Below are 19,348 nucleotides of genomic sequence, written 5' to 3'. Positions count from 1 at the left end.
TCAATAAAAATAGTTGCTAACATACCAATCTATCAATTCGTTTCCATGAAAATAAGCAGCGATTGTCCCTATAAAAATAAAAGGAACGAAAGGAATTGGTACACCTACCTTTGCCTTTTTCATTAATAACCCTCCTATACTAACGGTTCCGCCTATTAATATAGCTAAAAAAAGCGATAGCAAAACAAGCTTCACTCCAAGCACAATACCAATCAGACCATACAATTTAATGTCTCCTTCTCCAAGCCCTCCTCTGCTGAGAAATGCGATTAGAAAAAGGAGAAAAAATGCGATTCCTCCTCCCATTAAAGAATCACTCCACGAAGTTAATGGAATGAAAAGACGCTCAAGAAGAAAGATAGGCAAAAAGAAAAGCAGCACCTTATTTGGGACAATCATATAGGCTATATCTGAGACAACTATAATTGTTAAAAAAGAAACAAAGGTTAATATGACAATCAGTTCTAACGTCGTATTCAATCTAAAAACAGCATATACAAATAAACTTCCTGTCGAAAATTCTATGAATGGGTAGATGAAGGAGATTTTTTTGCGACACATACTACATTTTCCTGCATTTTTGATGTAGGAGACTATGGGAATTAATTGTTGTGGAGAAAGAACATATAAACAGTGTGGACAATGAGATCTTGGAGACAAAATAGATTTTTTCTGAGGAATTCTAAGGCCTGCTACGTTATAAAATGAACCTAACGTGATGCCTGAAACAAATGCATAGAGATAAATTAAACTCATACTATTTCTTCCATATCAGGCGTCTTGTTTACTAATTGTAGATGTTCTTTTGAGTGAAGGAACGTATCTTTTTCCTTTAAATAGTTTCCAATAAACGGAATGAGAAAAGCTGCTAGAAGACCTATTATGATAACCAGTATGATCACGTTCATTAGAGAAATTCCTTTATTCCTCGCTGACAGTTTATTCATTTCAATATCTCTCCTTTATTGATTAGTATCAAACAGCTCCGTTATTAATAAACTGAATCATAATACCCATAAAAGTCATATTCTGTATGCCTCCTTCCTTAAAACACACTTTTTATAGGTAATAAGGATTATACCATTAAAAACCAAAAACAGCATAAAAAAAAACGTCTGCAAAAGCAGACGTCTTTTAATAGTAAGGAGCCATAAATAAGTAGACAATTACACCTGTAAGACTTACATAAAGCCAGATTGGCATTGTCCATCGCACAATTTTTTTATGTTTTTCAACTTGCATTGTCCAGCCCCACACAAGTGCAAACAGTGCCAGCGGAACAATAATCGCTGCTAGGAAACTGTGTGTGATCAAAATGAAGAAGTAAATGGGACGAACGATTCCTTCTCCACCGAACGTAGCTGTTTCTGTAGAAATGTAGTGGAACGTTAAATATGAAACTAAAAAGAGCAGTGTGGAAGTGAATGCTGCTAAAATAAAACCTTTATGAGCATTGATATTTTTCCTAAAAATTGAAATCAACGCTGCAACTAAAAAAATAAATGTAAAACTATTCAAAATAGCATTTAACCGTGGAAAGATAGTCAAATCAAAACTTACTTTTCCTTGATAGCCAATATTCGAAAAGAATAGCAGTAAAATAATAACATTCGCTATCACTGAAAAGGTAAGAATAATACCGGTAAAGTTTTTATTACTTTTCGGTACAATTTTTTCATTATTCTTACTCATGTTAACAATCTCCTTATTTAGTGATGTACATGTTTATTATATATCACTTACCTAGGGGGTGAAAGTGACAATACTTTGAACTTAGTGCTTCCTTATTATCCGTATCCTTTCCTCACATTATGTTAAAAGCAGCAAGATTTCACTTGCTGCTTTTGCTCATTTTAGAAGAAAAGCCCGCACTTCTGATATAAAATACAGAGAGCCCGTAATCACGACCATGTCTTGTTCCCCTGTCGCCTTTTCCTTTACGTAAGCAATTGCTTTTTTCCACTCCTCGTCCATATGCTTATTATGATGAGTACTCATCTCATAAAGCTCCCCAGCTGCGCGAGCACGAGGAAAGTCAAACGACGTAAATGTAATACTTGCAGCGATTGTTTCAAGCTCTTGGACCATTCGATCAGCGCTTTTATCATTTAAGCAGCTGAAAACTAAATGAATGTCTCGATCTTCATAATGAAGGCGTAAAGTAGATAACAAGCTATCAATGCCTTCTGCATTATGAGCCCCATCAATAATCGTTAAAGGATGCTCATTCACTATCTCAAAGCGGCCGTTCCACTTTGTATGCTGAATCCCTTTTATCATTTGCTCATTGGAGATAGAAAGCTTTTTCTTTTCTTTTAAATAACAAACGGCCATGAGAGCCAAAGCTGCATTTTTCACTTGATGATAGCCAAGCATATTTAATTTCACGTCTTCAAATATGCCATACGGCGTGTTTAACGCAAAGCCTTCCCCGTTTGCTAAGGGCTCATAGTTTTTAATGTCGAAATCTTTTCCTAACACAAATAACGAAGCCTGCTTTGACTTTGCTTCTTCAGTAATGACATCAAGCGCCTTTACTTGCTCTGCACCAGTAATAATAGGGACTTCTTTTTTAATAATCCCCGCTTTTTCTGATGCAATTTCTTCTACCGTATCACCTAGTATTGCCATGTGATCAAATCCAATGTTTGTAATAATACTCACCATAGGATTCACAATGTTTGTTGAGTCATACCGTCCTCCAAGCCCTGTTTCAAACACAGCATAGTCAACTGACTCATGATAGCCGAAATAAAGAAAAGCCATGACTGTAATCACTTCAAATTCCGTTGCTGATCCTAAACTTGTATGTTCTAGTCGCTCCACAACAGGCTTTATTTCCTGAACAAGAGCGGTCATTGCTTCATTTGAAATAGGCTGTCCATTCACGCTGATCCGCTCATTAAATGTTTCGATATAAGGAGAAGTAAAGGTTCCAACTTTATACCCTGCTTCTTCTAACATGTTTCGCAAATATGAAACGGTAGAACCTTTACCATTGGTCCCAGCAACATGGATAGCATTTAGATTTTGCTGCGGAAAATCAAGCTGCTCTAGCATCCATTCCATTCGTTCTAACCCCGGCTTGATTCCAAAGCGAAGTCTGTTATGAATCCAATCAAGCGCTTCTTCATATGTCGTTATCATCTTTTATTCACCTTTCTTTTCCATCGCTATTATTATGTAGAGAAAAAGCGTCGCTATACAAGCCACGCTTTTTCTGTTGGTTCATTAACCCGTTGATTATCCGCGTAATTCAGCAATACGAGACTGAACAGCTTCGCGTTTTTCAACATAATCCTGCTCTTTTGCACGCTCTTCTTCTACTACTTTAGCAGGCGCTTTTGCAATAAAGCCTTGGTTGTTTAATTTCTTTTGTACACGTTCTACTTCTTTGTTTAACTTGTCGTATTCTTTTTCTAAACGCGCGATTTCCTCTTCGATATTAATTAAACCTTCAAGAGGTAAAATTAATTCTGCGCCTGTTACAACAGCAGTCATTGCTTTTTCATCTAATGAAACATCTGTTGAAATCACAAGCTCACTTGGATTACAGAAACGTTCTACATACGCACGGTTCTTTTCGAGCTGGCTTTGAATATTTTCATCTTTAGCTTTGATAAATAATTTTACTTGTTTGCTCATCGGCGTGTTCACTTCAGCACGAATGTTACGAACAGCACGGATAATATCTACAAGTAAACGCATATCGTTAGCTGCTTCTTTATCAGAAAGCTCAGGGCGTACTTCCGGCCATTTAGCTACTGTAATTGATTCGCCTTCATGCGGCAAGCTTTGCCAAATTTCTTCGGTAATAAACGGCATGAATGGATGTAAAAGTCGCATTGTGTTATCAAGTACATAAGCTAAAATTGAGCGAGTTGTCTTTTTAGCTGCTTCATCTTCTCCGTAAAGAGGAAGTTTAGCCATTTCAATGTACCAATCGCAGAAATCATCCCAAATAAAGTTATAGAGAATACGTCCAACTTCACCGAATTCATATTTGTCAGCTAATTTTGTTACGTGCTCAATCGTTTCATTTAAGCGCGTTAAAATCCATTTATCAGCAACAGACTTTTCGCCTGATAAATCAAGCTCTTCAAATGTGATGCCGTCCATATTCATTAATGCAAAACGAGAAGCATTCCAAATTTTATTTGCAAAGTTCCACGTCGCTTCGACTTTTTCAAAGCTGAAGCGTAAATCTTGTCCTGGTGAGCTTCCTGTAGATAAGAAGTAGCGAAGAGAATCTGCACCGTATTTCTCGATTACTTCCATTGGATCTACACCGTTACCAAGTGATTTACTCATTTTACGACCTTCAGCATCTCGTACAAGACCGTGAATGAGTACATCGTCAAACGGACGTTTACCCGTAAATTCAAGACCTTGGAAAATCATGCGAGATACCCAGAAGAAAATAATATCGTAGCCCGTTACAAGCACGTTTGTTGGGTAGTAGCGTTTGAAATCAGCTGCATCCACATCAGGCCAGCCCATTGTTGAGAATGGCCATAGCGCTGAACTGAACCATGTGTCTAATACATCTGAATCTTGTTCCCAGTTTTCGATATCTGCTGGAGCCTCATGATCTACGTATACTTCTCCAGTTTCTTTATGATACCAAGCTGGAATGCGGTGTCCCCACCAAAGCTGACGCGAAATACACCAGTCGCGAATATTTTCCATCCAGTGTAAGTATGTCTTTTCAAAACGATCAGGCACAAAGTTTACTTTTTCTTCTTGTTTTTGAAGATCTACTGCTTTATCTGCTAAAGGCTGCATTTTTACAAACCACTGAGTTGATAAATAAGGTTCAACAACGGCGCCGCTTCGTTCACTGTGACCTACTGAATGCATGTGGTCTTCAATGTTGAACAATACACCGTCTTCTTGAAGGTCTTTAACAATTTGCTTACGGCAAGCAAAACGATCCATTCCTTCATATTTACCTGCTTTGTCATTCATCGTACCGTCTTGATTCATCACTAAAATACGCTCTAAATTATGGCGGTTTCCAATTTCAAAATCGTTCGGGTCATGAGCAGGCGTAATTTTCACCGCACCAGAACCGAATTCCATATCTACATAATCATCGCCTACGATTGGAATTTCACGACCTACAATCGGAAGGACAACCTTTTTGCCGATTAAGTGCTTATAGCGATCATCTTCAGGGTGAACAGCTACAGCCGTATCTCCTAGCATTGTTTCAGGACGAGTTGTTGCGATTTCAATATGTCCAGAACCATCTGCCAACGGATAGCGCATATGATAAAACGCACCTTGTACATCTTTGTAAATAACCTCGATGTCTGAAAGAGCTGTTTTCGTAGCTGGATCCCAGTTAATAATATATTCTCCGCGATAGATTAACCCTTTTTTGTAAAGCGTTACGAATACTTCGCGCACTGCTTTAGAAAGGCCTTCATCAAGCGTGAAGCGCTCGCGTGAATAGTCTAAGCCAAGTCCTAGCTTCGACCACTGCTGGCGAATAAAGCTTGCATATTCTTCTTTCCATTTCCACGTTTCGGCTACAAAATTTTCGCGACCTAGATCGTAGCGGCTTTTCCCTTCGCTGCGAAGCTTTTCTTCTACTTTTGCCTGCGTTGCAATCCCCGCATGGTCCATGCCAGGAAGCCATAAAACGTCATAGCCTTGCATGCGTTTCATACGCGTTAAGATGTCTTGTAACGTTGTATCCCAAGCGTGGCCTAAATGCAGCTTACCCGTTACGTTTGGGGGTGGAATTACAATTGTATATGGCTCTTTTTCAGGGTCATTTGTTGCTTCAAAAAACTTCCCGTCTAACCAATACTGATAACGATTTTCTTCAACGGCTTTTGGATCATACTTCGTTGGAAGAGTCACTTCTTTTTCAGACATAATGTATACCTCCATAATATAAAGTTTCAGTCTTTAGAAACTGTGTAAAGCTTTTATAAACATAAAAAAACTCCTTTCCTAATAAAAGGACGAAAGGAGTTGATTTCGCGGTACCACCTTTTTTTATAGACGTATCCCGTTTGATAAGCCTATACACTTCATTTCATAACGGTTGATTAACCGGCTTTTTCTACTGAACTATGCAGCTGTTCAAAAAAGCTACTCATAGGCGACATTCCGAGTGCACATTCTTAAGAAATCTCACAGCAACTGATTTCTCTCTCTGAAAGACGAACATCCCGTACTCTTCCTATTCACTGTATTTATGTATGAATTTCTCTTAATTATACTATATGAAAAAATGTTGAATCGTCAATAATCTTCTCCATTTTTTTATGATTATATTCATAATTTTTTTGTTCTGCTCTTTATTTTTTCATTCGCTCGCTAATTTTGGAAATAAAATGAAGAGCCCACTTAAAAAAATGGCACCATTTCTTTCTTTTTTCATATACTTACTTTAACCTGGGCACGTGGATTGAAAGGGGCATGTACAAATGAAGAAACGAATAAATGTAAATTCGTATCAACTGCAGCGGTGGCTCAAAACAGCAGGAGCAGCTTGTGGACAGTTTATTGTTCCTTTAACAATTTTTCAAGGTATACGTACACTATTTTTCCCTACAACCTTTGATGTACTGTTGTTGGCACTGCTTGCCATACTAGCGGTTGCTTTATATTCCGACTGGATTTAAAAACCCAAGCGCTATTCGTTCGCTTGGGCTTGTGCAGCTGCTTCCGCTGCCATTTTTTTTTGCTGATCTACTTCAAATATTTTAATATTGAGCTGTTCAATGTTTTTCGTCAGCCAGTATGCTCGAATAAATGACTGCATATGTTCAAGCTCTGTTTTACTTTCTTTATGCTGCCTATATTGAACGATACACTGATACAGGGGCTCTGGAAACGCCAAATAACTGTGTAAAAGCAGCCGTTCCTCTTCTCTGAGAGCAAAATGTTTTTCATACGTACTAAACCACTCATAGCTGTCATAAGTCGTTACTGGGTATGTGCGAAGAGTCCGGAAATAAAATGAGACTAAATCATAAATAGGTGAAGCATCTTTTGCATGTTCAAAATTAATAAAAAAACCATTTCCCCGCTCGTCATAGATAAAATGTTTAGCCGATAGCTTTCCATGAGAAGTAACCAGCCGGATCTTTTCCTTTTCTTCCATTTCATCGTTCCACTGATCGAGCTTTCCAAAACCAAATTCAAGCGCTCTTGTCATTTCATAATAAAACGTACAGTAATGCAATTCAAACGGGGACATATAAACTTTCTTCTCACATTCTACTACATACTGCTTCAGCTCTTCCTGACGTTTTTCCCACGTTTCTTTCATCGATGTATAATGATTTTCTATATCTTCTTTTTTCACTTCTACTTCCTGCGCCGAAGCGCCGTGAAGCTTAGCAAGCTCTTGAAATAATTTATGATATCGAATATCACGCTCTTCGGCCGGATTATTTGGGAGCCACGGCATTAAGTAATACGAGCCGCTTTCATCTGAAACAATGGGCTGAGAACGCTTCGTTTGATAAATAGGGACAAATCCCATCCATCCTTTTTGATACACGTTCTGCAGCTTTTGAATGAAGTTTTGATTTCGTTCTTGATGATTCGCCATTTCTTTAAACGCAAACACGCCGGTTTTCGTATAGACTTTTTTTACTTTTCCGTAGTCTTCGATAAAGTCAACATCTAAGTCATATTCTTTTAACAATACTTTATAGTCTGCTACTGTCCGCTGCATCTATATTCTCCTTCCTCGTAAAAAATAAAGAAAACAGTTAAGACATTATATGCGTCAAAACTGTTTTCTTTCCGACTTTAACGAACGGGAATATTTAAGATGCTTCCTTCTTCCAGCTCATATTCATCTTCTAAATTATTTACTCGTAAAATGTTTTGTACATTCGTATTATAGCGGTTTGCTATCGTATCAAGCGAATCTCCGTCTTGAACAATACAAAGCTTCCACGTTGAAAAAGCTTCTTCTTCCCGCGAAAAGAGCTTTGTTAAATAAAGGGCGTTTTCATTTCGGCCGCTTTCATTTTCTTCTTTCCGAAATTCAACAATAATCTTTTCCTTTTCTTGTTCAACTTCTTCTTGCTCAGCCTCTTGTTGAACGTCAGCATACGTATTCAATTCACTAGCTTGCGATTCTTCGAAGCTTTCTTGCTCTTGACGAAGCTGAAACAGTTCAATCACGTTGTCTTCTCTTTCTTCCTCGATTTGGGCTTCTTTTTTCACTTCGACTTCAAATGGTTCATATGCTTCCTCTTCATATTCCACGACCTGCTCAGCACGAGATTCTTTTTTAAATACAGATGAAAAATAACTAGGGGGCTCTTCTGAATGATCTTCTTCAATAGCCTCTGCCTCTAAAAGTGCGGGAGCTTCACGATAGCTTACGTCAAACTCTTGTTCTTCTTGTTCTTCTTGTTCTTCTTGTTCTTCTTGTTCTTCTTGAGCAACGTTTTCAGTATATACCTCTTCAGCATCGTCCACTTCTTCATAGGAGACGATGTGCTGTTCCTCCGAAAACTCTTCCTCTTCCTCTTCTTCTCGTTCTTCATGCTGTTCTCCGTACAATCCTGTGATGGACAAGTCAGCCATTAGCTGCAGCTGATTTGTGCCTGGCAATTCATAATCAAATAAATCAATAGATACATATACGTCTTCAATACTTTGAATACGATTTTTAGGAATGGTAATATCAACAGGAAATTGATGTGATAATTCAGCCGTTCCGTCTTCACGGACAGAGATAGATTGCACTTGATTCTCATTTGTATATTCGCGTAACGAGTGCTCTCCCTCGTACGTTTCGTATTCACCTGTTAATTGTAATGCTCCTCGAATAGACACGTATTGGTCATATTCTTGAATAGATACTTGAGGCTCTAAGGAGATAGACAAAAGTTGTGAGACTTCCTGTCCTTTTTGAAACCATACTGATTCTTCTACGGAAAAACGCAGACATGATAAATTATCCTGCGACAAATTGTTCTCCCCCTTCCAACACCCGCCAGGTAATAGCGCGGTCATTAAAGATGTATGAACAAATAAATTAAAATATGTCTTTAAAACTAAAAAAGCTTACGGAATACTCCGTAAGCTTTGATATAAAAGACAATCTTATTTAGCTGTTTATCCACGCAACTTTGAAAAAGCTTTTTCAGCTGCTGCAATTGTATGTTCAATGTCTGCATCTGTATGAGAAGTTGATAAAAACATTCCTTCGAATTGAGAAGGAGGTAAAAACACGCCTTCATTAGCCATTTCACGATAGTAAGCTGCAAAACAATCTAAATTCGATGTTTTCGCTGTTTCGTAATTTATTACCTGTTCGTTTGTAAAGAAGAAACCGATCATTGAACCAGCTCGGTTTACCGTAAACGGCACATCATATTTTTCAGCTGCTGCCATCAATCCTTCTTCTAAGCGATCTGCTTTACGAATGAACTCATCGTAGGATTGAGGTGTCAGCTGCGTTAACGTCTCGTATCCAGCTGTCATCGCAAGCGGATTACCTGATAATGTACCTGCTTGATAAATCGGGCCGCTTGGTGCAACTCGCTCCATAATTTCAGCTTTACCGCCATAAGCACCTACTGGTAAACCGCCACCGATTACCTTTCCTAAGCAAGTTAAGTCAGGCGTAATGTTGTAGTATCCCTGTGCACAGTTGTACGCTACGCGGAACCCTGTCATTACTTCATCAAAGATGAGCAGTGAGCCATATTCTGATGTGATATCACGAAGCCCTTGTAAGAAACCTGGCTGAGGCGGTACCACACCCATATTTCCTGCTACCGGTTCAACGATTACTCCGGCAATGTCATCTCCGAATTCTTTAAAAGCATATTGTACGCTTTCTAGATCATTGTACGGCACTGTAATCGTGTTTTTAGCGATTCCTTCAGGCACTCCCGGACTATCTGGTAGACCTAACGTTGCAACGCCTGAGCCAGCTTTAATTAGAAGAGAGTCACCGTGTCCATGGTAACAGCCTTCAAATTTTAAAATTTTGTTGCGGCCCGTATAGCCACGTGCTAAACGCAGTGCGCTCATCGTTGCTTCCGTACCTGAACTCACCATACGGACGATTTCGATTGAAGGAACGCGCTTAATCACAACCTTAGCAAGCTCATTTTCAATTAATGTTGGTGCACCAAAGCTTGTACCAGATTCCGTTACTTTTTTTACTGCTTCAACTACTTGATCGTTGGAATGTCCGTGAATTAAAGGTCCCCATGATAAGACGTAGTCAATATATTTGTTGCCGTCAATATCGTAAATCGTAGCGCCTTTTCCTCGTTCCATAAAAATAGGATCCATATCTACTGATTTAAATGCACGAACAGGACTGTTTACTCCACCCGGCATTAATTGCTGCGCTTCTAAAAAAGCTGCTTTTGACTTTTCATAACTTCTCATGTGTAAGCCTCCTTAATTACTTGTCAGATAACCAGCGTGCTGCGTCTTTAGCATGATACGTTACAATTAAATCCGCTCCTGCACGCTTCATGCTAATTAATTTTTCAAGAACAATCTCTTTTTCATTTACCCAGCCATTTTGAGCTGCCGCTTTAATCATCGAATATTCACCGCTCACATTATAAGCCACTACCGGTAAATTAAACGTATTTTTCACATCGCGCATAATATCTAAATAAGATAGAGCTGGTTTTACAATTAAGAAATCTGCTCCTTCTTCTACATCAGATTCTGCTTCTCGAAGTGCTTCTAAGCGATTGGCTGGGTCCATTTGATATGTTTTACGGTCTCCAAATTGAGGAGAAGAATGCGCTGCATCGCGGAATGGTCCGTAAAAAGCAGACGCATATTTAACAGCATAAGACATCACAGGCACATCTTCAAATCCAGCTTCGTCTAGACCGTGGCGAATAGCTGCCACAAAACCGTCCATCATGTTTGAAGGCGCAATAATATCCGCTCCTGCTTTAGCTTGACTAACCGCTGTACGCGCTAATAAGTCAAGGCTAGGATCGTTTAGGATTTTTCCGTCTTCAATTACACCACAGTGGCCATGATCTGTGTATTGACATAAGCATGTATCTGCGATAACAACAAAGTCTGGAAAATTTTCTTTAATTTGACGAATACCTTTTTGAACAATTCCGTGGTCATGGTATGCCTGTGATCCGACCGCATCTTTTTCAGCGGGAACACCAAATACCATAGCTGACTTGATTCCTAAATCAACTAACTCTTGGATTTCATCATTCAAGTAGTCTAAAGAAATTTGATCCACACCTGGCATTGATTTTACAGCATTTCTTTTTTGTTCACCTTCTACAATAAAAATAGGATATATAAAGTCTTCAGAATGTAAATGTGTTTCACGTACAAGCGCACGCATATTTACAGAATTACGAAGACGACGATGACGTGTAAATTGTAAATCTTTCATGTTAAAATCCTCCTTTATTATTCAAAACAACTAACCAACATGTCTATCATACCATTTATTGTGTATGTGTTAGGAACAAGATGCTTAATTCCATATTCGCTCGCTGTCTGACTCGTAATAGGGCCGATGCAAACAACTTTGGTTCTATTTATAAGCTCAAGCCAATTCGGAATATCTTTAACTGACTCGACAAAAAATCTAACTGTAGAAGAACTTGTAAAAGTAATGGCATCAATTCCTGTTTCTACATGTTGCTTAATCAAGCGTTCAGAGTCTTGATTTCGAATGGTCTGATATACAACTAAATCCGTTACCTCACACTCTTTTAACCCATCTTTTAAAACAGAGCGGGCTAATTGTCCTCGTACAAGGAGAACTCGCTCGTGACGTGACACATTTGCTTTTAACAACTCAAGAAGTGATTCCGCAACGTATTCTTTTGGAACAAGTTGCACATTAACATCATGTTTTTCTAGCAATTTTGCGGTTTTTTCTCCAACCGCAGCCACTTTTAATCTTTTTAAGGCACTCGCACTGATATTTAACTCTTTTAGCCATTCAAAGAAAAAAGAAATGCCGTTTTGACTTGTAAAAACAACCCAATCAAAACAGTCAATCGACAGCAGGACATCTTCCACTTCTTTTTCATTGTTAGAACGTGCGAACGTGAGGACTGGTAAGCTTAAAGGTATGCCTCCAAGCTTTTTAATCTGTGCTGCAAATGAATGAGCCTGCTTCGCTTCTCTTGTAATCAAAACTTTTTTTAAAAAAAGAGGAGCCTCATGACTCATTATTTGTCCAGCTCCTCTTTTACACGGTCAATTAAAAGCTTAGCTCCTTGAGATGTTAAGCGCTCAGCAGCTTCTGAACCGATAGCAACGGGGTCTTTTCCCGTAATTTGCTCTTTGTAAATCGTTTTGCCATCAGGAGACGCGACTAGCGACGTTAGCTCAATGTTTCCGCCGTCCAATATACGCCCATAACCCGCAATCGGCACTTGGCATCCGCCTTCCATCTCTTTTAAAAATACGCGCTCAGCTCTAACAGCACGAGCGGTTTCATCATGATTTAGAGCTTGAAGAAGCGATAATAATTCATGGTCATTTTCTCGGCATTCGATAGCTAAAGCTCCTTGTCCTACAGCGGGAACGCTTATTTCCGGCTCTAGGTACTGAGTGACCGTATCTCTCGACCAGCCCATACGAGATAATCCTGCAGCGGCCAAGATAATCGCATCGTAATCTTCATTTTTTAATTTCTCTAAGCGTGTGTCGATATTTCCTCGAATCCATTTAATTTCGATATCTGAACGCATAGATAGAAGCTGTGCCCCTCGACGCAAGCTGCTTGTTCCAATCACAGCACCGCTTGGCAGCTCCTCAAATCGTTCACCATTTTTTGAAATAAGCGCATCACGATGATCTTCTCGTAAAGGAATACATCCAATCGTTAATCCTTCTGGCAAAACAGCTGGCATATCTTTCATACTATGAACGGCCATATCAATTTCTTCATCTAACATGGCTTGTTCAATTTCTTTCACAAAAAGACCTTTACCGCCTACTTTGGACAGCGTTACATTTAAAATTTGGTCCCCTTTTGTAACCATTTCTTTAATTTCAAATTCAAAAGGAAGACCTTGTTTTTTTAACTGTTCAATGACCCACTTGGTCTGTGTTAACGCAAGTTTGCTTCGACGAGAGCCGACAATAATTTTTCGCATGTTGTCCTCCTAATTACGAACCCCAAAAGTGAAAATTCGATAAACTGCCAAATAAAAAGAAATTAATAAGTAAGACTAAGAACAATCCAATATTCCACATTGCGATTGCCTTTCCTTGAATACCTCTACGCAGTCTAGCATACAAGTAAGCGCTGTATGCAACAAACATTAAAAATGAACCTAACACTTTTGTATCGTACCAATGAAAATCTACGTATTTAATATAAGCCCATATGATTCCTAAGATTAACGAAAGCAATAACAGCGGTACACCAATTAAAATTAATACATAGGACATGTAATCTAGCTTTGTTAAATCTTCAATTCTTAGCAAGCGCTTGCCCCATTTCTTCTTTTTCAATAAATTATACTGAACAAGATACAGAGCGGAAAAAACAAAAGAGACTGAAAAAGCGCCGTAAGATAAAATAGCCATAGTAATATGAATGATTAATAATTCTGACACAAGGCGCTCCGACTGGACAGCAGTGTATGTTTCAAGTGGAGCAAACGTATGAATAGCCATAATTAAGAAACCAATCACATTTGTAAAAAACACCATAAAATCAACGCGGAACAGGCGATTAATCACAAGTGAAAGAGTAATTAACACCCACGCGTAAAAATACAGCCCTTCAGAAACGGTAAGAATAGGAAACCTTCCCGTCTCAAACATTCGTAAAATTAAAAAGGCTGTTTGCAAAACCCACACAATAGAAAGTAACCAGAAGGCTATCGAGTTTGCCTTCCGGTTATTTTGTACAAAATCAATAAAATATAATAAAACGCTCGCGGCGTATAAAATCACAATCAATTCATAGATTCTGGTTAATTCCATATCAACCATTATTCCATCCTCACTTAAGACTGATAAGCTACTGAATGAGACGTAATCGATGTACGAAGCTGCTCTTCTTTTTCTTTTTGCAAAGCAACTTCCTGTTCAATATTAAAAATCTTCATGAACAGCTCTAAAGACTCTTCAGCATGTTTCTCTCCAGCCAATTCTTTCGCGTGTAAAATTGGATCGCGAAGAAGTTGATTAATTATACTTTTTGTATGTTTATTTAAAACTTTGCGCTCACGCTCAGATAAATCTGGAAGCTTACGATCAATGCTTTTCATCGTTTCAGCTTGAATGGCAAGTGCTTTTTGACGAAGTGCAGAAATAACAGGCACAACGCCTAATGTACCAAGCCAAGACTTGAAAGCAACAATTTCAGCTTCAAGCATAATTTCAATTTCATCCGCAGCTTTTTGACGCTCTTGCAAATTGGATTCTACAATCCCGTTTAAATCGTCGATATCGTATAAAAAGACCGTCTCTAGCTCATCTAGTTCTGGATCTAAGTCACGCGGAACGGCGATGTCTACCATAAACAATGGACGACCTTTACGCGTACGCTCGGCTTCACTCATCATTTGTTTCGTTACTACATAGTCATTAGCTCCTGTTGAACTAATTAAGATATCTGCTTCGCTTAAAGCATGTTGAAGATCAGCAAATGGTTTCGCTTCTCCAGCAAAACGGTTTGCTAGCTCTTGTGCCTTTTCAAATGTTCGATTCACTACCGTTACTTTTTTAGCTCCGCTGCCATATAAATTCTGTACGGCAAGCTGACCCATTTTTCCCGCACCAAGAATCAACACATGTTTGGATGATAAGTCTCCAAAAATCTTTTTAGCAAGCTCTACGGCTGCATAGCTGACAGAAACTGCATTCGCACCAATTTCTGTTTCATGATGAGCTTTTTTGGCTAATGTCACAGCTTGTTTAAACAGCTGATTAAAAACCGTTCCAATTGTTTCTTCTTCTTGAGCAAGCAAAAAGCTTGAACGCACTTGTCCAAGAATTTGTGTTTCACCAATCACCATTGAATCTAATCCACATGCTACTCGGTATAAATGTTCGATGGCTCCATCATTTTCATAGATGGTTAAATAAGGCGAAAACTCTTCTTTATCTATTCCGAACCATTCAGCTAAAAATGCTTTTACATAATAACGGCCCGTGTGTAATTGATCAACAACAGCATAAATTTCCGTACGATTGCATGTTGAAACAATGATGTTTTCCAAAATACTTTTTTGGCCGCTTAACGTTTTCATGGCAGATGCTAGTTCTTGCTCATTAAAACTCAGCTTTTCTCTTATTTCAACAGGGGCTGTTCGAAAGTTTAAGCCGACTGCTATAATATGCATTTGTACATACCCCCTATAATTGAAATGTGCTTATTTATCCGAATTTGACGGGCAGTAACCCCTAAATTTCCAAAGAGCTACAGTGAGATAACTGCCCGTAAAATCCGGCGTTCTTCATTCTACTATTCGTAAAAAACGGCGGACATTACACAAGTGTAAGCTTCGCCTTATCTCTAACTATTATAACATGTTCTATAAGTCATTCGAAAAAAAAATGTGAACAGTCTTTGAAAACATGTGTTAAGATATTAACTGTTATTCCGTAATAAATTGTATCAAAAAAGCAGCGTTTTATCACGTTTTCTGTTTTGAAACACCTGGAGGTTACTATGAAAAAGCAATCAATGTTTTTTGGTGTCTTACTAGTTGGATTTGGAATCTTTTTCTTACTGAATGAACTACATATGAGCATTGCAGCAAAGGTATACACGTGGCCTGTACTGTTAATTTTAATAGGAGCAGCCCTGTTAACTGAGTCTGCTTTATCTCAAGATCATTCAAACTTGCTTGCAAGCTACATATTAATCACTTTAGGTATTCATTTCTATGTAAGTGAACAAATTCCCTTTTGGCCTACGAATATTAGCATGGTCGTTTTTATGGTGGCCATTAGCTTTTTACTTAGTGCTAGAAAAGCCAAATCAGGCTTTTTCCAAGGCGGCACCCTTTTAATTATTGCCATTTTAATGATGTTTTCAGACCGTCTTAAACTATTTTTGCCAAAAGTTGAAGACGGCGTAAATTATTTAACAACCTTCTGGCCTATTTTATTGTTACTAGTTGGGCTATATTTATTATTTTTCAAACGAAAGTAATCTATGTAAACAAGTTAAAAAAATGGAACGTTTGACTCACTTCCTGTTAGAGTGATGATAAACGTTCCATTTTTTTAGATTCTATTCCTTTGTTTAGTGAGTCATGCGATACTGCAAAGATTTCCACGCTTTATCTTTTCCTTCACCTGTTTCAGATGAGAAATGAATTAATTCATCATTTGGATCCAAGTCCAGCGTTTCTCTCACTACTTTTAAGTGCTTTTGCCATTTTCCTTTGGGAATTTTATCAGCTTTCGTTGCAATAACCATAACGGGAAGGTCATGGTGCTTCAAAAACTCATACATCATAACGTCATCCTTTGAAGGGGCATGGCGTAGATCAACAATCATTAACACAGCTTTAAGCTGCTCACGATTTGTTAAATACGTTTCAATCATTTTCCCCCATGCTTCACGCTCTTTTTTAGACACTTTTGCAAATCCGTAGCCAGGTACGTCTACAAAGTGAAGGATTTCATTAATTAAAAAGAAGTTAAGCGTTTGAGTTTTTCCAGGCTTAGACGACGTACGCGCTAAGCTTTTGCGATTGAGCATCTTATTAATAAAAGATGATTTTCCTACATTTGAACGGCCTGCTAACGCAAACTCTGGCAGGTTTTCTTTAGGATATTGTTCAGGGCGTACGGCACTGATAACAATATCGGCTTGAGTTACTTTCATTTTACCTCTCCTACTAGCGCATGTTCCAATACTTGGTCCACATGTGACACAAGAACGATGTCTAATTCCTCTTGTACACTGTCAGGGATATCTTCAATATCACGTTCATTATCATGAGGGATTAATATTTTAGTTAATCCGGCACGATGTGCACTAAGTGACTTTTCTTTTAAACCGCCGATTGGTAATACGCGACCTCTTAGTGTAATTTCTCCTGTCATTCCTACTTCTCTACGCACTGGTTTACCCGTTAGTGCTGATACTAGAGCAGTGGCAATGGTAATTCCTGCAGAAGGTCCATCCTTTGGTACAGCTCCTTCTGGAACATGGATATGAATATCATGTTTTTCATAAAACTTTTCATCAATTCCGAGTTTCTCTGCATTTGAACGCACGTAGCTAAATGCTGCCTGAGCTGATTCTTTCATCACGTCTCCAAGCTTTCCAGTTAGCACTAGTCTTCCTTTACCAGGGGACAAGCTTACTTCAATGGCTAGCGTGTCTCCTCCTACAGTTGTGTAAGCAAGACCTGTAGCAACGCCGACTTGATCTTCCGTCTCAGCCTGTCCGTAACGGAACCTAGGCTTACCAAGGAATTCTTCAAGCGTTTTGGCCGTCACCACCACGCGTTTTTTCTCGCCAGAGACTACGATGCGAGCTGCTTTTCGACAAATGGAAGCAATTTCGCGTTCAAGGTTACGAACACCAGCTTCTCTCGTATATAAACGGATGATTGCTGTTAACGCGTCATCGCGAATCTGCAAATTGCCCTTTTGCAGTCCGTGATTTTCTAGCTGACGCAGCAATAGGTGACGCTTCGCGATTTCAAGCTTTTCCAGCTCCGTGTAACCAGCAATTTGAATAATTTCCATTCGATCACGCAGGGGCCCCGGAATCGTAGCTAAGTTATTAGCTGTAGCCACGAACATCACTTTTGATAAATCATACGTTTCTTCTATATAGTGATCGCTGAAATTATAGTTTTGTTCAGGATCCAATACTTCTAACAAAGCAGAAGACGGGTCTCCTCGGAAATCATTTGACATTTTATCGATTTCATCAAGCAGAAATACCGGATTAATCGTTCCTGCTTTTTTCATTCCTTGAATAATGCGTCCAGGCATAGCTCCCACGTACGTGCGACGATGACCGCGGATTTCTGACTCATCTCTCACGCCGCCTAGAGACACTCGTACAAAATGACGATCTAGAGACGTGGCAATTGAACGGGCTAGGGATGTTTTCCCTACGCCAGGAGGTCCTGCTAAACATAAAATAGGGCCTTTAAGAGATTTTGTCAACTGCTGCACAGCTAGATATTCCAATACGCGTTCCTTCACTTTTTCAAGGCCATAGTGCTCATCGTTCAGCACTTGTTCAGCATTATGAATATTGAGCGTATCTTCCGTTTCATTTGTCCAAGGTAGCGCAATCAACCACTCGATATAATTTCGAATGACTGAGCTTTCAGCGGAGGTAGCAGGAATTTTTTCATAGCGATCCAATTCTTTAAACGCCACTTGTTTGACATGGTCCGTCATCCCACTTGCTTCAATTTTTTCGCGAAGTGTTGCTACTTCTCCCGTCTTTCCTTCTTTGTCTCCAAGCTCTTTTTGAATCGCCTTCATTTGCTCACGAAGATAATACTCTTTCTGAGTGCGTTCCATCGATTTCTTTACACGCTGTCCAATTTTTTTCTCCAGCTGCAAAACTTCTTGCTCGTCTTGAATATGAGAAATGATCGTATTTAATCTTTCCTTCACATCAGTTATTTCTAAAATTTCTTGTTTAAGCTGAATTTTTATTGGTAAATGAGAGGCTACAATATCCGCTAATCTTCCTGGTTCTTCAATGTCGCTTACGGTTGAAAGAGTTTCAACGGACACCTTTTTGGAAAGTTTTATGTATTGTTCGAAATAGTCTAAAAGCGTGCGCATCAGCGCTTTATCTTCTACATCAACCTGATGTTCTTCGTTTTGCTTTTCCACGTGCACAACAAAATATTCTTCGCTGTCTTCAAATTCTGTAACGTTTACGCGATTTAGTCCTTCTACTAAGACACGCATCGTTCCATTCGGCAGCTTTAGCATTTGTTTAATTTTTGCTAACGTACCGGTTCTATATAAATCCTCTTTTGTTGGTTCATCAATACCCATATCTTTTTGTGATACTAAACAAACTAAGTGATCATCCATCATTGCTTTTTCTAATGCTTGCACAGATTTATCTCGCCCAACATCTAAATGAAGCACCATTGTCGGATAGACGATCAAACCTCGTAAAGGCAATAGCGGCATTGTCAATTTTTCTTTTTCTGCCATGCAATGAACACCTCCAATGCTCGTCAATTAAAGTATGTAAAGTGTGAATTCTTTTAACAATTTTATCTCATTTGTATACACATGTCTAACAATAGTAATTACTAATTGTACCATGAGAAAGAATTAAAAGGCAAAATATATCTTTTTAAGCTCTTTTCATAAAAAAACGCCTTTTTCGTTGGCTGTGTATAAAGGTTTTATACGCGAAAAAGGCGAT

At 38.8% G+C, this 19,348-nt stretch carries 17 protein-coding genes and 1 other annotated feature; of the genes, 2 read left to right on the top strand and 15 right to left on the bottom strand.

Features of this window, described 5'->3' with window-relative positions; translation table 11 throughout:
* The 5 genes from AC2YJL_RS01150 to AC2YJL_RS01130 all read right to left on the bottom strand — a co-directional run bounded on the left by AC2YJL_RS01150 (window position 1) and on the right by AC2YJL_RS01130 (window position 5,886).
* Window positions 1-756, bottom strand: coding sequence for a prepilin peptidase (locus AC2YJL_RS01150; protein ID WP_050688568.1), 756 nt, complete (start codon window positions 754-756; stop codon window positions 1-3).
* Entirely contained in the window at window positions 753-947 is a 195-nt protein-coding gene (locus AC2YJL_RS01145; RefSeq protein WP_153254643.1) for a hypothetical protein, read from the bottom strand. Before AC2YJL_RS01145 ends, AC2YJL_RS01150 begins: the two co-directional genes overlap by 4 nt.
* A 187-nt stretch (window positions 948-1,134) precedes the next feature.
* Complete coding sequence (locus AC2YJL_RS01140) at window positions 1,135-1,692, bottom strand: DUF420 domain-containing protein (RefSeq protein WP_013059351.1); 558 nt, start codon at window positions 1,690-1,692, stop codon at window positions 1,135-1,137.
* 156 nt (window positions 1,693-1,848) lie between these two features.
* On the bottom strand, window positions 1,849-3,147 hold the full coding sequence (locus tag AC2YJL_RS01135) for a bifunctional folylpolyglutamate synthase/dihydrofolate synthase (RefSeq protein WP_195695859.1): 1,299 nt from the start codon (window positions 3,145-3,147) through the stop codon (window positions 1,849-1,851).
* A gap of 96 nt (window positions 3,148-3,243) precedes the next feature.
* The gene (locus AC2YJL_RS01130; protein ID WP_013059353.1) at window positions 3,244-5,886 is read right to left on the bottom strand and encodes a valine--tRNA ligase; all 2,643 of its coding nucleotides are present in this window, start codon (window positions 5,884-5,886) and stop codon (window positions 3,244-3,246) included.
* A gap of 82 nt (window positions 5,887-5,968) precedes the next feature.
* Window positions 5,969-6,213 (bottom strand) — a binding site (T-box leader).
* Between the two features lie 230 nt (window positions 6,214-6,443).
* Between AC2YJL_RS01130 and AC2YJL_RS01125 the strand changes: the two genes are divergently transcribed.
* On the top strand, window positions 6,444-6,641 hold the full coding sequence (locus AC2YJL_RS01125) for a hypothetical protein (protein WP_013059354.1): 198 nt from the start codon (window positions 6,444-6,446) through the stop codon (window positions 6,639-6,641).
* Window positions 6,642-6,652: 11 nt separating this feature from the next.
* Here the strand turns inward: AC2YJL_RS01125 and ysxE are convergent, their stop codons facing one another.
* The 8 genes from ysxE to hemA form a co-directional block, all read right to left on the bottom strand.
* Window positions 6,653-7,702: a spore coat protein YsxE gene (ysxE, locus tag AC2YJL_RS01120; protein ID WP_195695857.1), complete on the bottom strand. Its 1,050-nt coding sequence runs from the start codon at window positions 7,700-7,702 to the stop codon at window positions 6,653-6,655.
* 77 nt (window positions 7,703-7,779) lie between these two features.
* A complete protein-coding gene (gene spoVID / locus AC2YJL_RS01115; protein WP_487374615.1) occupies window positions 7,780-8,955 on the bottom strand; it encodes a stage VI sporulation protein D in 1,176 nt (391 codons plus the stop codon).
* 147 nt (window positions 8,956-9,102) lie between these two features.
* Window positions 9,103-10,392 carry a glutamate-1-semialdehyde 2,1-aminomutase gene (hemL, locus tag AC2YJL_RS01110; RefSeq protein WP_251568853.1) on the bottom strand — a complete coding sequence of 430 codons (1,290 nt, stop codon included), beginning with the start codon at window positions 10,390-10,392 and terminating at the stop codon, window positions 9,103-9,105.
* Between the two features lie 16 nt (window positions 10,393-10,408).
* Complete coding sequence (hemB, locus tag AC2YJL_RS01105; RefSeq protein ID WP_050688573.1) at window positions 10,409-11,389, bottom strand: porphobilinogen synthase; 981 nt, start codon at window positions 11,387-11,389, stop codon at window positions 10,409-10,411.
* 17 nt (window positions 11,390-11,406) lie between these two features.
* Window positions 11,407-12,180, bottom strand: coding sequence for a uroporphyrinogen-III synthase (locus tag AC2YJL_RS01100; protein WP_251568855.1), 774 nt, complete (start codon window positions 12,178-12,180; stop codon window positions 11,407-11,409).
* Window positions 12,180-13,112 carry a hydroxymethylbilane synthase gene (gene hemC, locus AC2YJL_RS01095; RefSeq protein WP_016765662.1) on the bottom strand — a complete coding sequence of 311 codons (933 nt, stop codon included), beginning with the start codon at window positions 13,110-13,112 and terminating at the stop codon, window positions 12,180-12,182. Before hemC ends, AC2YJL_RS01100 begins: the two co-directional genes overlap by 1 nt.
* 13 nt (window positions 13,113-13,125) lie before the next feature.
* Window positions 13,126-13,959, bottom strand: a complete 834-nt coding sequence (locus tag AC2YJL_RS01090) for a cytochrome C assembly family protein (protein WP_025750612.1) — start codon at window positions 13,957-13,959, stop codon at window positions 13,126-13,128.
* 14 nt (window positions 13,960-13,973) lie between these two features.
* Window positions 13,974-15,314, bottom strand: a complete 1,341-nt coding sequence (gene hemA, locus AC2YJL_RS01085) for a glutamyl-tRNA reductase (protein ID WP_195695853.1) — start codon at window positions 15,312-15,314, stop codon at window positions 13,974-13,976.
* Between the two features lie 329 nt (window positions 15,315-15,643).
* Here hemA and AC2YJL_RS01080 point away from each other — a divergent pair, with 329 nt between their 5' ends.
* Window positions 15,644-16,129 carry a LiaF transmembrane domain-containing protein gene (locus AC2YJL_RS01080; protein ID WP_013059363.1) on the top strand — a complete coding sequence of 162 codons (486 nt, stop codon included), beginning with the start codon at window positions 15,644-15,646 and terminating at the stop codon, window positions 16,127-16,129.
* A gap of 93 nt (window positions 16,130-16,222) precedes the next feature.
* Here AC2YJL_RS01080 and yihA read toward each other — a convergent pair whose 3' ends face one another.
* Both yihA and lon read right to left on the bottom strand, forming a co-directional pair.
* Window positions 16,223-16,810, bottom strand: coding sequence for a ribosome biogenesis GTP-binding protein YihA/YsxC (yihA, locus tag AC2YJL_RS01075; RefSeq protein ID WP_013059364.1), 588 nt, complete (start codon window positions 16,808-16,810; stop codon window positions 16,223-16,225).
* Window positions 16,807-19,131 carry an endopeptidase La gene (gene lon / locus AC2YJL_RS01070; RefSeq protein WP_195695852.1) on the bottom strand — a complete coding sequence of 775 codons (2,325 nt, stop codon included), beginning with the start codon at window positions 19,129-19,131 and terminating at the stop codon, window positions 16,807-16,809. The genes yihA and lon overlap by 4 nt, the downstream gene beginning before the upstream one ends.
* Window positions 19,132-19,348 lie beyond the last annotated feature (217 nt).

The organism is Priestia sp. SRI_019 (genome assembly GCF_057586255.1).
This window is presented reverse-complemented; position numbering and strand designations above follow the sequence as displayed.

Bases quoted from the DNA above. Each gene is read 5' to 3' on its own strand.
- AC2YJL_RS01150 (WP_050688568.1), bottom strand. From the start codon at position 756: ATGAGTTTAATTTATCTCTATGCATTTGTTTCAGGCATCACGTTAGGT.
- AC2YJL_RS01145 (WP_153254643.1), bottom strand. From the start codon at position 947: ATGAATAAACTGTCAGCGAGGAATAAAGGAATTTCTCTAATGAACGTG.
- AC2YJL_RS01140 (WP_013059351.1), bottom strand. From the start codon at position 1,692: ATGAGTAAGAATAATGAAAAAATTGTACCGAAAAGTAATAAAAACTTT.
- AC2YJL_RS01135 (WP_195695859.1), bottom strand. From the start codon at position 3,147: ATGATAACGACATATGAAGAAGCGCTTGATTGGATTCATAACAGACTT.
- AC2YJL_RS01130 (WP_013059353.1), bottom strand. From the start codon at position 5,886: ATGTCTGAAAAAGAAGTGACTCTTCCAACGAAGTATGATCCAAAAGCC.
- AC2YJL_RS01125 (WP_013059354.1), top strand. From the start codon at position 6,444: ATGAAGAAACGAATAAATGTAAATTCGTATCAACTGCAGCGGTGGCTC.
- ysxE (WP_195695857.1), bottom strand. From the start codon at position 7,702: ATGCAGCGGACAGTAGCAGACTATAAAGTATTGTTAAAAGAATATGAC.
- hemL (WP_251568853.1), bottom strand. From the start codon at position 10,392: ATGAGAAGTTATGAAAAGTCAAAAGCAGCTTTTTTAGAAGCGCAGCAA.
- hemB (WP_050688573.1), bottom strand. From the start codon at position 11,389: ATGAAAGATTTACAATTTACACGTCATCGTCGTCTTCGTAATTCTGTA.
- AC2YJL_RS01100 (WP_251568855.1), bottom strand. From the start codon at position 12,180: ATGAGTCATGAGGCTCCTCTTTTTTTAAAAAAAGTTTTGATTACAAGA.
- hemC (WP_016765662.1), bottom strand. From the start codon at position 13,112: ATGCGAAAAATTATTGTCGGCTCTCGTCGAAGCAAACTTGCGTTAACA.
- AC2YJL_RS01090 (WP_025750612.1), bottom strand. From the start codon at position 13,959: ATGGTTGATATGGAATTAACCAGAATCTATGAATTGATTGTGATTTTA.
- hemA (WP_195695853.1), bottom strand. From the start codon at position 15,314: ATGCATATTATAGCAGTCGGCTTAAACTTTCGAACAGCCCCTGTTGAA.
- AC2YJL_RS01080 (WP_013059363.1), top strand. From the start codon at position 15,644: ATGAAAAAGCAATCAATGTTTTTTGGTGTCTTACTAGTTGGATTTGGA.
- yihA (WP_013059364.1), bottom strand. From the start codon at position 16,810: ATGAAAGTAACTCAAGCCGATATTGTTATCAGTGCCGTACGCCCTGAA.
- lon (WP_195695852.1), bottom strand. From the start codon at position 19,131: ATGGCAGAAAAAGAAAAATTGACAATGCCGCTATTGCCTTTACGAGGT.